The 12,063-nt window shown below is 61.3% G+C and carries 12 protein-coding genes; 5 read left to right on the top strand and 7 right to left on the bottom strand.

Going from position 1 to position 12,063, the window contains the following annotated elements:
- Window positions 1-5: 5 nt before the first annotated feature.
- Genes gspF through VJS46_RS13995 form a run of 4 tightly spaced genes read right to left on the bottom strand, consistent with a single transcriptional unit; the run spans window position 6 to window position 5,746 of the window.
- On the bottom strand, window positions 6-1,223 hold the full coding sequence (gspF, locus tag VJS46_RS13980) for a type II secretion system inner membrane protein GspF (RefSeq protein WP_324060678.1): 1,218 nt from the start codon (window positions 1,221-1,223) through the stop codon (window positions 6-8).
- A complete protein-coding gene (gspE, locus tag VJS46_RS13985; RefSeq protein WP_324060679.1) occupies window positions 1,216-2,745 on the bottom strand; it encodes a type II secretion system ATPase GspE in 1,530 nt (509 codons plus the stop codon). Before gspE ends, gspF begins: the two co-directional genes overlap by 8 nt.
- The gene (gene gspD / locus VJS46_RS13990; protein WP_324060680.1) at window positions 2,742-4,955 is read right to left on the bottom strand and encodes a type II secretion system secretin GspD; all 2,214 of its coding nucleotides are present in this window, start codon (window positions 4,953-4,955) and stop codon (window positions 2,742-2,744) included. Before gspD ends, gspE begins: the two co-directional genes overlap by 4 nt.
- A complete protein-coding gene (locus VJS46_RS13995; RefSeq protein WP_324060681.1) occupies window positions 4,952-5,746 on the bottom strand; it encodes a type II secretion system protein N in 795 nt (264 codons plus the stop codon). The genes gspD and VJS46_RS13995 overlap by 4 nt, the downstream gene beginning before the upstream one ends.
- Window positions 5,747-5,963: 217 nt before the next feature.
- On the opposite strand from VJS46_RS13995, the gene VJS46_RS14000 reads away from it, so the two are divergent.
- Complete coding sequence (locus VJS46_RS14000; RefSeq protein ID WP_324060682.1) at window positions 5,964-6,596, top strand: 2OG-Fe(II) oxygenase; 633 nt, start codon at window positions 5,964-5,966, stop codon at window positions 6,594-6,596.
- Between the two features lie 107 nt (window positions 6,597-6,703).
- Here the strand turns inward: VJS46_RS14000 and VJS46_RS14005 are convergent, their stop codons facing one another.
- Genes VJS46_RS14005 through VJS46_RS14015 form a run of 3 tightly spaced genes read right to left on the bottom strand, consistent with a single transcriptional unit; the run spans window position 6,704 to window position 8,866 of the window.
- Window positions 6,704-7,099, bottom strand: a complete 396-nt coding sequence (locus VJS46_RS14005) for a TadE family protein (RefSeq protein ID WP_324060683.1) — start codon at window positions 7,097-7,099, stop codon at window positions 6,704-6,706.
- Window positions 7,099-7,575 (bottom strand): TadE/TadG family type IV pilus assembly protein, encoded by a 477-nt coding sequence (locus VJS46_RS14010; protein ID WP_324060684.1) that lies wholly within the window; start codon window positions 7,573-7,575, stop codon window positions 7,099-7,101. Before VJS46_RS14010 ends, VJS46_RS14005 begins: the two co-directional genes overlap by 1 nt.
- Before the next feature lies 1 nt (window position 7,576).
- Window positions 7,577-8,866 carry a pilus assembly protein TadG-related protein gene (locus VJS46_RS14015; protein ID WP_324060685.1) on the bottom strand — a complete coding sequence of 430 codons (1,290 nt, stop codon included), beginning with the start codon at window positions 8,864-8,866 and terminating at the stop codon, window positions 7,577-7,579.
- A 275-nt stretch (window positions 8,867-9,141) separates the two neighbouring features.
- Here VJS46_RS14015 and VJS46_RS14020 point away from each other — a divergent pair, with 275 nt between their 5' ends.
- Genes VJS46_RS14020 through VJS46_RS14035 form a run of 4 tightly spaced genes read left to right on the top strand, consistent with a single transcriptional unit; the run spans window position 9,142 to window position 12,051 of the window.
- Window positions 9,142-10,485 (top strand): S41 family peptidase, encoded by a 1,344-nt coding sequence (locus tag VJS46_RS14020; protein WP_324060686.1) that lies wholly within the window; start codon window positions 9,142-9,144, stop codon window positions 10,483-10,485.
- 13 nt (window positions 10,486-10,498) lie between these two features.
- The gene (locus VJS46_RS14025) at window positions 10,499-10,981 is read left to right on the top strand and encodes a disulfide bond formation protein B (protein ID WP_324060687.1); all 483 of its coding nucleotides are present in this window, start codon (window positions 10,499-10,501) and stop codon (window positions 10,979-10,981) included.
- The gene (locus VJS46_RS14030; protein WP_324060688.1) at window positions 10,978-11,514 is read left to right on the top strand and encodes a demethoxyubiquinone hydroxylase family protein; all 537 of its coding nucleotides are present in this window, start codon (window positions 10,978-10,980) and stop codon (window positions 11,512-11,514) included. The genes VJS46_RS14025 and VJS46_RS14030 overlap by 4 nt, the downstream gene beginning before the upstream one ends.
- 30 nt (window positions 11,515-11,544) lie before the next feature.
- A complete protein-coding gene (locus VJS46_RS14035) occupies window positions 11,545-12,051 on the top strand; it encodes a hypothetical protein (protein WP_324060689.1) in 507 nt (168 codons plus the stop codon).
- The last annotated feature ends 12 nt before the right edge of the window (window positions 12,052-12,063 follow it).

The following is a 12,063-nucleotide window of genomic DNA, read 5'->3' on the forward strand; positions in this document are numbered from 1 at the left end:
ATTCCTCAAGCACCTGTAAGGCTTTGCAATTGCAGGATCGGCAGCAGGATCGATAGCACGATCAGCGCCACAATGCCGCCCATCACGACAATGATGGCAGGCTCCAGCAGCGAAAGGGCGGTCGCCGTGAAGCGGTCGAATTCGCGCTCCAGATAATCGGCGGCGCGCTCCAGCATGGTATCGAGCCGTCCTGCGGCTTCCCCGCTCGCTGCCATATAGACGAGCAACGGCGGGAAAACGCCGGCCCGGCGCATTGCCGCAGACAGGCTGCCGCCTCCGCGGATCGCTTCCACAATGTCATCCGACGCATGGCGGAGGACGCGGTTGTGTACAGTCTGGGCGGTGAGTGCGAGACCCTCGAGCAGCGGCAACCGGCTCGCAACCATTGTGGAAAGCGTGCGGGCCATGCGCGCAGCGTGCAGGTCGCGAATCAGCCGTCCGATCAGGGGCAGCCGAAGCAGGAAGCGGTCGACGCTGTAGCGGATCGACTCCTCCTTGAGTGCACGCCAGCCGATCACGCCCGCAAGCGCCAGGAGTAGCAGCAGCGCCCACCAATAGCCTGCCAGCAAACCTGAAATGCCCATGACGATGCGGGTCAGCAGCGGCAATTGCTGTCCCACCGTATCGAATTGCTCGACAACCTTCGGAACCACGAAGACCATGAGCGCAGTGACCACGCCGATGGCGACCAGCGCCAGGACCACCGGATAGGCGAGCGCGGTGATCACCTTGCCCCGGACCTGCGCCTGCCGTTCCAGCAACTCGGCCAGCCGGTCCATGATGAGCGGCAAGCTTCCCGAGCTTTCACCCGCTGACACCATGGCGCGGTAAAGCGGCGGAAAGCTTTTGGCTTCCAGCCCCATGGCGTCCGCCAGCCGCCGCCCTTCCGTGATCCCGCCATGGACGCGCGTGATGATGGCGCGGACATGATCCTGTTCGCTTTGCCGGCTGATCGTGCGGAGCGCTTCCTCAAGCGGACTGACTTCGATCAGCGTGGAAAGCTGCCGGGTAAAAAGTGTCAATTGCTTGGCGTTGAGACGGCTGCGCCCCATGGAGAGCAGCGGCCGGCCTTTTTCCGCCTTGGGCTTGCCCGACTCCAGCTTCACCACGAACATCTTGCGCTGGTCGAGCCGCAGCCGCGCATCATCCATGCTGTCGGCACTCACTGACCCGCGCCGCTCCTTGCCCGCTGGATCGATGGCAAGATAATCGAATTCAGGCATCGCCCAAAACCTCGGAGGCTTCGCGGCGGGAAATGCGGATGGCTTCTTCCGCAGTGGTCTGGCCGTCCCGCACCAGCGCGCGGGCGGCAGAACCCAGGTTGGGCGCATACATGAAGGCGTGACGGGCAATGATCGATTCATCGCCGCCATCATTGATCAGGCGCCGGATGGTATCGTCGACGCGGACAGCCTCGAACACGCCGATGCGGCCCTTATAACCCGTGCCATTGCATTCGCTGCAGCCGCGCGCCTGCCACACGACTGTGCCGGGATCAAAGCCCAGCAAGGCGCTGACGGACTTTTCCGCTTGCACCGGCTCGCGGCAAGTGGGGCAAAGGCGGCGCACGAGGCGCTGGGCGATCACCGCGCGCAAGGTCGACGCCAGCAGAAAGGGTTCCACTTTCATGTCCCGCATGCGGGTGATGGCGCCCACGGCATCATTGGTGTGGACGGTCGAAAGCACGAGATGCCCGGTGAGCGACGCCTGAACCGCAATCTCGGCGGTTTCCCGGTCGCGAATTTCGCCGACCATGACGACGTCGGGGTCCTGGCGCAGGATTGCGCGAAGCCCTGCGGCGAAGGTCAGGCCGACCTTTGCATTGACCTGGGTCTGACCCACCCCCTCGATCGCATATTCCACCGGGTCCTCGACGGTCAGGATATTGCGGGTGCCGTCGTTGAGCTGCCGAAGGCCAGCATAAAGCGTCGTCGTCTTGCCCGATCCGGTGGGGCCGGTCACCAGGATGATGCCATTGGGTTCGGCCAGGGCATCGCGGAAAACCTGATCCGCAATGCCGGTCATGCCGAGCACATCCAGCGCGATCCCTGCATTATCCTTGTCGAGGATACGAAGAACCACTCGCTCGCCCGCGCGGCTGGGCAGGGTCGAGACACGCACGTCCAACAGCTTCCCGCCAAGCGTCAGGCCGATACGCCCGTCTTGCGGCACGCGCCGTTCGGCAATGTCGAGCCTCGCCATCACCTTGATGCGGCTGACCACCACGGGGGCGACATGGGGCGGCATGCGCAGCGTTTCCCGCAGTACGCCGTCCACGCGCATGCGGACCACAAGCCCCGTTTCATAGGGCTCGATATGGATGTCCGACACGCCCTGCCGCGCGGCTTCGGCGATGATGCCGTTGATGAGGCGTATGGCGGGCGCGTCATCCGCGCTGTCGAGCAGATCGTCCGCCGTAGGAAGGTCGGTGGCGAGCAGGTCAAGCTCATCGGCCGGAACGCCCATGGCGCCAGCGACCGCGGCCGCGGTGCCGTCCATCGCATAATGTTGGGAAAGATATTTGTCGAAAGTGGCGGAGTCGGCGAACTCGACCTCAAAGCTCTGTGCAAGATGGCGGCGTACCTCCAGCAATATTCGCGGGTCACCACCTTCGCGCATGGCGACCGCCAGCCGCTCGCCCGTCCCGCTCAACAGGACGACGCCGAACTTGCGGGCAAAGCCATAGGGGATGTCAATAAGGCGCGGTAGGGATTGGGCGTCTTCCTCGCCTGTTTCTTCCGTCATCGCTGCTGTGCCTCGCTTGCGGGAAGTGCGTGCGGCTTCACGACCGCCTGCGATTCCCTGACCTCCGGAATGATGACGCCGCCCTGGATCACCTGATCGCTGGGCTTGGGCTGGGTGGCCGCCGGTGGAACAGTGCCCATATAGTCGCGCACCAGTTCGTCGATGCTTGGCTCGCTCTTGGGATCCTTGAGGAGCTGTTGCCCGCGGATATAGCCATAGCGCTGCGCTGCCAGCCTTTGGCTGTCCTCCTTGCTGCGAACGATGGTGGGTCGGATGAAGATCATGAGGTTGGTCTTGGTCCGCGATTTCGACCGTGACTTGAACAATTCGCCAAGACCAGGAATGGAAGAAAGCAGCGGCACCTGCTCGATCGTCTTGCGCTGATTGTCGTCCAGCAAACCGCCCAATGCGACGATTTCGCCATCATCCACGGTAATGGTCGTGTTGATTTCGCGCTTGTTGAGGATGAGATCGCTCGATTTTTCCGACACCGGTCCTGAAATCGAACTGACCTCCTGCCGAAGGAACAGCTTGATCGCGCCGCCCGTGTTGATCTGTGGCTTCACCTCTAGCTGAATGCCGACATTTTCGCGTTGAACGGTGCGAAAGGCATTGTCGAAATTGTCGCTGAGCGCTTCGCCGGTGGTGACGGGGATTTCCTGTCCCACCAGGATCTTCGCTTCCTGATTGTCGAGGGTATAGATCCAGGGCGTGGAAAGGACGTTGGAATTGGTGTCGCTCTTGACCGCGTTCAGGATCGCGCCAAGCACATTGCCATTGCCAAGGTCGGCCGCCATGCCGAACAAGCCGCCCTGCGCTCCTTGCACTGCCGCAAGGCCCCCCTTGACGAGATCGTCCTGCAACGAGCTGCCGGAAGTCGTGGTCGTGGTGGTGCCGGTTTCGCTGGTTGTCGTCGTTGTGGATCCTATTTCGTCCGCCACCAGCGCGCCGCCGACCGTGATGATATTGGGCGCTGCATTGGAATAGTTGGTGACGAAGCCGCCTTGCTTTCCGCCGACCAACCACTGCACGCCCAACTTCTTGGCAACTGTGTCTGAAATTTCGACGATAATCGCTTCGATCAGAACCTGTTCGCGGCGGGTGTCTATTTGGCGGATCACTTCGCCTAGCATTCGCTGCACATCATTATTGGCGGCGATGATCACAGCATTGGCGCCTTCGTAGCGCGTTACGATCGCCGGGCCTCTCGATGCGATGCCGTTGCCCATCGCCGATCCGGCAGGCGCCGCGGTGGCGACTGGCGCTGGACCTGGGGCACTGCCGCCATTGCCTGGCCCGTTCCCGCTATCCCGCGAGGAGGAGTTCATGAAGGCAGGGGCCGAGGAAGCGGAAGAAGCGGACGCTGTCGGCTGCTGTCCCAGCATCTGCTGCAGCACTGGTACGAGCTTTTCCGCGTCTGCATGCTCAAGCCAGTACACCCGGATTTCCGTGCCGGAAGCTGCCCGCTGGTCAAGCTCCCGAGCCATGGCGACAAGGCGGGAGACTGTGGCTGGATCGCCACGAAGCGCAATGCTGTTGCTGCTGTCGATAGGGACGACCGACACGGCTATGCCCATGCCGCCCTGTGCGCCCTGGCCCACCAGGGTCTGAAGGGACTCCGCGATCTCGCGCGCCCCTGCATTTTTGAGATTCACGATCTGGGTCGCGGCGCCATCCCGGTCGATCTGGGCAAGGAGCTGACGAATCCGAGCGACATTATCCGCAAAATCGGCAACGACAATGCTGTTGCCCGCGCGATTGGCGGTGATCGAGCCTTCCTTGCTGACCAGCGGTCTTAGCGTTTCCAGTGCGGACGCGGCATCGATGGAGCGCAAGCGGAAAACCTCGGTCACGAACTGGTTTCGGGCCGCCGATGCGCCACCCACGCGGCTTGGCTGGGCAGCGGCCGTGTCAGCAGGCAGAATCCGGTACGCTCCGCCGGGCGCGGGTACGGCGACGAGCCCATTGGCGCGCAGGGTCGAGAGGAAAATCTCGAAATATTCCGACTTGCTGAGCGGACGGTCGGTGACCACCGACACCTTGCCCTGCACCCGCTGGTCGATGATGAAGGTCCGCCCGGTAACGCGCGCCGCATCCTGGATGAAGGCGCGAATATCGGCGTCGCGGACATTCAGCGTATGCTGCGCCTGCACGGGGCTGGAAAGGACAAGAGCGACCGCGGCGCTGATTTTTAGGAATGTTTTTGTCATTGGCTCGAAAGAATTAAAGCGATGGGTACGATATTGGCGCCGCGTTCAACCTGAAGCGAAAGGCGGGCGCCGGGCTTCATCTGGCCGGAAAGCGTCTGAATGTCACCGGCCGAAGCAATGCCGCGTCCATTGACCTGAACGATGACATCCCCCGGCTGGAAACCGGCGGCGCGGAAAATTTCCTCCTGGCCAGTGGGGCTGACGAGGATGCCGGTCACCCGGCCTCCTTCTGAGCGCGGGGCAAAGCTGATGTCACTGCGCACATTTTCCGCGTCGAGCGTGCCGGAAGCTGGTCTGCTTGCGGGGGAAGCAGTTTCTGATGAGCCCTCCGGCTGCGCGACGGGAGCCAATTGGGACTGATCCAGGAATAAGGTCTCTTCGCGCCCGCCCCGGTCGATCACCACATGGTCGAACGCCACGGATTTGAGCGTTACGCCCGGCAAAATCTCGTCGCCAGGCGCATAGCTGCCCTGCATCTGATCGGGCGTCGCGATGATGGCCGAGCCGCTACCGGAACCTTCATTGATGCGCGTGCCGAACAGCTTCAGGTCAAGCGACGTCACGACTTGCTGGCCGCCACCTGCCGTGGTGCGGAAAAAGGGATCGAAGGATGAGAAGAGCGCCTGCCGCACTTCGGCCGAAGGAATGGCGGCCTGACGCGGCCGCCAATCGCCGAACGGTCCCACAGGCGTAATGACCGTCCACACCAGGCGCGCCAACTGAACAGCGATGAGCGCGAGCAGAAAAAGCTCGATCCAGGTAAACAGATCGCCCCGCGGCAACCGCGACATCCATTTCCGGTCCAGTCTCAAGCGCATTTTTGTGATTGCCCCCTTATCTTGCGACCGCCTGCTAGGGCGATTCATTTACGCTTACATGACCTTTTTGTGACCGTTTGATTGCAGTCGCGGCATGTTTGAGCACAGTACACCGCCTTTTTGAAGCAGGGACTATGCAAACCGCATTCAGAGGGTTAGCGGCTCGCCGATTCCTTCCGAGAGACTTGCCATGAGTCATGCCGCCAATGCTTGCCCCGACGTGCTGATGACCCGTCCGGGCATACAGCGCTTTCCGAGCCGTGCCCTGACCCTGTTCATCAAGCGGGACTTCCTTGATGCCGCCGAATGCGCCGAGATCATTGAGCGTATTGACGCTCGCCGCCGCCCGTCGACGATCGCGGACGCCAATGGCGACGCCTATTACCGGACCAGCGAAACCTGCGACCTTGAACCTGCCGACCCGTTTGTCGCGATAATCGACAGCAAGATCAGCGCCTTTGCGGGAATTGATCCGCGCTATGGCGAGCCGATCCAGGGGCAGCGCTACGATGTCGGGCAGGAATTCAAGATGCACACGGACTATTTCGAACCCAGTGGCGCTGATTTCATGAAATATTGCGCTGTCGCAGGACAGCGGACCTGGACCTTCATGATCTATCTGAACGAACCGGAAGCCGGTGGCGCGACGCGGTTCAAGACTGTGAACAAGATCATCCAGCCCGAACGCGGTAAGCTGCTCTGCTGGAACAATATGGACGAGGCGGGCAAACCTAATCCCGCCACCATGCATCAGGGCATGAAGGTGCGGAAAGGCGCCAAATATATCATCACTAAATGGTATCGCGAGCGGGCGTGGGGGTGAGGATCGCGTGGGATCTTTGTGCCGTTGACGAAATACCGAGCCGTCGCCCCTGCCTGCGCAGGGACGACGGAATATAGTCTCACTTCAGCCCGAAGCGACTGCCCCGGTCAGGGCTGATAGGCCCGCCTGGTATAGGAAAGGGTCACAGGGGCAGTTGTGAACAGAACGAAATCCAGCGGCACCGAGTAGCTCATCGAAACATCGACAAAGTTCACCCCGTTACTGGTGCCATGAGCAACCGTCGGGCCGGTGATGCGGCTGGCGACCAGCCCGAATTGGCGGTCGGATACCCTGGTGGTGATCTGGGTATCGGTGGGGCTAGGAAAGATGGTGGCGTAGCGCGCGCCTTCCTCTACCGCTTGCCGCAAACCAGCATTGGCGGAGAAGAGGACGCCGAGCTGCAATATGCCGATGATGAAGATCATCAGCACCGGAAATGCGAGCACGAACTCGACCGCGGAAGCGCCCTTTTCGTTCTGCAGGAGCCCCCTCGATCTTGCCATCACTGCACCCTTACCGAGGAATAGCCGCTGAGCGGGATCGCCCCGTTTGTCAGGCGGGACCGGGGGATGAGGAAAGAGAACATCGGCGTATAGCTGCCATTGATGCTGACCGATGCGAAGCGGGCGATCTGAGCGCCGGCGCTGCATGAAGCACCGATCGAACTTTGCCGCACGGTGTCGCATTCGAGCCAGCTATCCACCGTGACATTCGACGTCGAAACCTCTGCGGCGCTGGCGGCCTCGGATTGCAAAGCAGTGAAGGCGGTGCTCCCGAGGCCAGCGGTCGTCACCATTTCAATGGACCGCGTCGCCGCCTGCTGCACCTTGATTTTCTGGGCATAGCCCATGGCCATGTCCGTCGCTCCGGCGACGAAAACGGCCAGCGTCGGAACGACCAGCGCGGTCTCCATGATGCTCGCGCCTTTGCTGTCCCGCCGTAAGCAGCGCAAGGCACGGATGATGTTGGTCAGTTTCATATTATCCTACCAGCCGGACGCGCGTCCCAGTGAAGGAATCCGCCCCGGAATCCTCATCGCATTGATTAGTGATGTTGTTGTTGCCCGTGAACTTTACCTTTCGGCTGACAATTTGCAGGCATTTGGTGTTCATGCCGGAGGTGCCGGAAAATTCCACGGCCTGGCTCGGCACGTAAATGGCGCCCTCTAATATGGAATTGGCATTGCCATTGATCTTGTTGGTGTCGGAATTGCCGGAATATGTGGCCCGTTCGTCCTGATAGAAGATCACCCCAGCATAAGTACCGGTGCTGGGGGCTGTCAGCTGGATATTGGCTCCACCGTTTATGTCGATCTTGGCTATGGTGCTGGGGCTGTTGGCGGCGGTCTTGCTTGTTAGGATGATCGTGACGTTCGTGCCGGTGACTGTTGCTTGAGACCCAACGCTGAATGAGCCCCCGTCAATAACATAAACGCCAGCCGCCAATGAGACGGTGCCCTTCAAATCCATACCCTTATAGCACGCCACGCCTCCGGCAGGCATGCTCACCGGAAAAGTTATGTTAGGCCCCACGGTGAGCTTGTTATTGCTGTTGCTGCTATTGCAGAGCGTAGAAACGTCGGGCGTGGGCAAATCGGCAAACGGATCGGCTTGCGGGATCGTATAGGGCAGCAACGTTGTCGGGGAGACATAATTGCTGCTGGATTGTAGGCCGCCCACTGCAGCAACCGGTGTCGCCTTGACCTGGCTGCTCCCGCCAGCGCTGACCGCATTGCTGGCTTTGGAATTGGTTATGATGCCGCAGCCCATATCGACTGAAGCGTTGCCATCGATTTCTACGCCGACAGCGTCGGTGGTTTCCAGCGAAACCACGCAATATTCTCCCCCAGCCACTACCCTCGCTGTCGCCTCAGCGGTGATTACCGGAGGTGAGCTCAGGAAGAAGCTGGAGAAGGGCAGGGTCTGGCTTGTCGACAGCACCACCCGCACTGCTGACGTGTCGCCCGCAAAGGCGCCGGTGGTGGGGGCGTTCTGGATAACTGGCGATCCCGTCAATGTGACCAGATTGTAGCGGTTGATCTCGGCCGTGGCGCTATTGTTGACGTTGGCGCCTTGCGCCAGCGCATAGGCGCCCGCCAGTGCGGCGGAGTCGGCCTGGCGCTGGAGCTGCCGCTTCCACAGCGTCCATTGGATGGTGTCGGTGGCGAGCCCGCTCGCGCCCACCAGCACAGGCATGGCAAAGGCGGCAATGAGCATCGCATTGCCCTTCCGGTCCCGCAGAACCGCGAATAATCTATGAAAGGTGCCCACCGCAGACCCAACCTCTACAGGTATGTGCTCTCTGCGCCCAATATGGGACAGCCTTTCCTAGTTTCGCGTTAATGAAAAAGGTTAATGCCCGCCCACGGGCGGGTTTATACCCAAAGCCGTAAGGGAAGTTATAACTAAAGTATAAAGAGGGCGCCAAGGCCGGGCCTGCCGGAACGCGCCCCGGTGAGCGCTTGAACGTCGGTGCAGCTCTCGCTTTGCAACGCCGCTCCAAAGCGCCTATATCTTCGGAAAATATGCCAAGGACGCCGGACTCGATGAAGAATAGCCTGATCAAAGCCGCACTGCTGACCGGCGCACTGGCGCTTGTGCCGATGACTACTGCGGCGCTCGCGGAAGCGGAAGGGAACAGCTACCGCACGCTTGATGAGTTCATGGACGTGTTCCAACGCGTCCGTGCCGACTATGTCGACAGGGTCGATGATGAAAAGCTGATCAAGGGCGCGATCGACGGCATGCTCTCCAGCCTTGATCCTCATTCCAGCTTCCTTGATGCACGCGACTTTGAAAATCTGCGGACCCAGACCGACGGCGCTTATGGCGGTCTTGGCCTTTCGGTCACGATGGAGGATGGCGCGGTCAAGGTGATCGCTCCCACCAAAGACACGCCGGCCGACCGGGCGGGCATCAAAGCGGGCGACTATATCACTCATCTTGACGGCGAACTCATCTATGGCGGCACGCTTGATGATGCGGTTGACCGGATGCGCGGTGATCCGGGCACGAGCATCAAGCTCAGCATCGTCCGTCCGGGGCGCGACAAACCTTTCGACGTCACGGTCACCCGTGAGATCATCGAACTGAAGCCGGTTCGATGGGAAGTGAAGGACAATATCGGCGTCATCAACATCATCAGCTTTTCCGCCAATACCGGGGCCGATGTGCGTGCGGCGATCCGGGGCGTTGAAAAGTCGCTGGGCCATAAGCCGACGGGTTATATCCTCGACCTGCGTTCCAACCCAGGCGGGCTGCTGGACGAGGCGGTGAATGTTTCCGACATCTTCCTTGAACGCGGTGAGATCGTGTCGCAGCGCGGGCGGAAGAAGAGCGATATCGAACGTTATTATGCAAAGGCGGGCGACGATACGGGTGGCTTGCCGGTGATCGTGCTGGTCGATTCCGGGTCAGCCTCTGCCTCCGAAATTGTGGCTGGGGCGCTTCAGGACCAGCGCCGCGGCCTCGTCATGGGCGAACGCACATTCGGCAAGGGCAGCGTCCAGACGCTCCTGCCGCTCAGCAACACGACCGCCCTGCGCCTTACCACCGCGCGCTACTACACGCCCTCGGGCCGGTCGGTACAGGAAGGGGGCATCGATCCCGACATTCGCGTGCCGCAGCTATCCGATCCCGATTTCAAGACCCGTCCGCGCTTCCGTGAGTCGGACCTGCGCCGCCACCTGATCAACGAGGCCAAGGTCGACAACAGCATCCTTGAAGACGATACGAAGGAAGATCCGCGCTTCAAGGCGACGGCCGAGGAGTTGAAGAAGAAGGGAATCGAGGACTTCCAGCTTCACTATGCCCTGGAAACGATTGGCCGCATCGCGAAATCGCCGGTTCGCATGGCTGCTAGCCGCACTAGCGACAAGAAGCGGAAATAGGGGCAGCAGCGGCATGCGCGGTTTGACGCTGGCGCGGCTTATCGCGCTTATCGCCCCTGCGGCGCTGCTCGGGGGTGCGCTGCTTTCCGAATATGTGGGCGGCCTTGCGCCTTGCGAGATGTGCTATTGGCAGCGCTGGCCCCATGCCGTGGCCATCGGCTTTGCGCTGTTTGCTATCCTCTTCCGCGGGACAGGAGCCCGGTTCTTTCTGCTTCTCGCCGCGCTGGCCATTGCCACCAGCGGGGCGATTGGAATTTTCCACGCCGGTGTAGAATATGGCTGGTGGGAGGGCCTCACCGCTTGCTCCACCACGGGCATGGCCGGCAGCACGCAGGACGTGCTCGACAATATCATGGCGACGCCGCTCGTCCGCTGCGACGTGCCGCAATGGACGCTGCTTGGTATTTCGCTCGCAGGTTTTAACGCCATCTTGTCACTTGGCGCCGCTGCCGCCATCTTGATCCTGACCACCGGCCGCAAAGGAAGACAGGCATGACATTGCGCCGCCCCGGAGAAAGAAAGGCTGATCGCGCCGCCATGCTGCGTGTCGATCAGGCGGGGGAATTCGGCGCGACGCGCATCTATGCGGGACAGCTTGCCGTATTGGGCGACCGTCATCCCATGGCGCGGGCCATTGCCGGAATGGCGGCTCAGGAGGAACGGCATCGCGTCCATTTCGACGCCATGCTGAACCGCCGGGGCGTAAGACCGACCCTGCTTGCGCCTTTATGGGATCGCGCAGGCTTTGCCCTGGGCGCCATCACCGCCGCCATCGGACCCGAAGCCGCCATGGCCTGCACCGCCGCCGTCGAAACCGAAATCGATCATCATTATGACGAGCAGCTCGGCGAACTGGGCGATGGCGATCCAGAACTTGCCGAAGCGGTTCGTGAGTTCCAGGCGGAGGAAGTCGAACATCGGGACATCGCCTTTGCCTCGGGCGCGGAAAATGCTCCGGCATACCCCTTGCTTTCCGGTCTTATCCGCTTGGGCTGCCGGACCGCCATTGCCTTGTCGAAGCGCATCTGAAGACCCCGGCCCGGGGCGGAAGGATTGGACATGAAACGCCTTATAATCATAGCCGCCGCTGGCTTCGCGCTTTCACACCCGGTGATGGCGCAGGAAAGGGAGCCAGCCGGAGCGGTCGACGACGGATCGGTGAAGATCAACCAGCTTATCGTCTATGGCGACGATCCCTGCCCTGAAAGCACCTCCGATCAGATCACCGTCTGCGCCCGCAAGAGCGAGCGGGAACGTTTCCGCATTCCAGAGGCGCTGAGGGATGATCCCAACAAGCCCGCGAACCAGAGCTGGACCAATCGCGCCGAGGCACTGGAATATGTCGGGCGCAGCGGCACCGACAGTTGTTCGCCGGTCGGGGCAGGGGGCTTCACCGGCTGCTTTGCCCAGCTAATGCGGGAAGCACGCGCCGAACGCATGGGTTCCGACAATGTGAGCTGGGCGCGGCTGGTGGAAGCGGAGCGCCAGAAACGGCTTGAGAAGCTAGATGCGGAAGCCGAAGCGATCGAGCAGCAGTTGCGTGCGCAGGAGAAGAGCGGCGGCTAAGGCATGGCCGGG

Origin of the sequence: Rhizorhapis sp. (assembly GCF_035276005.1) — a bacterium.
Lineage (GTDB): Bacteria > Pseudomonadota > Alphaproteobacteria > Sphingomonadales > Sphingomonadaceae > Rhizorhapis.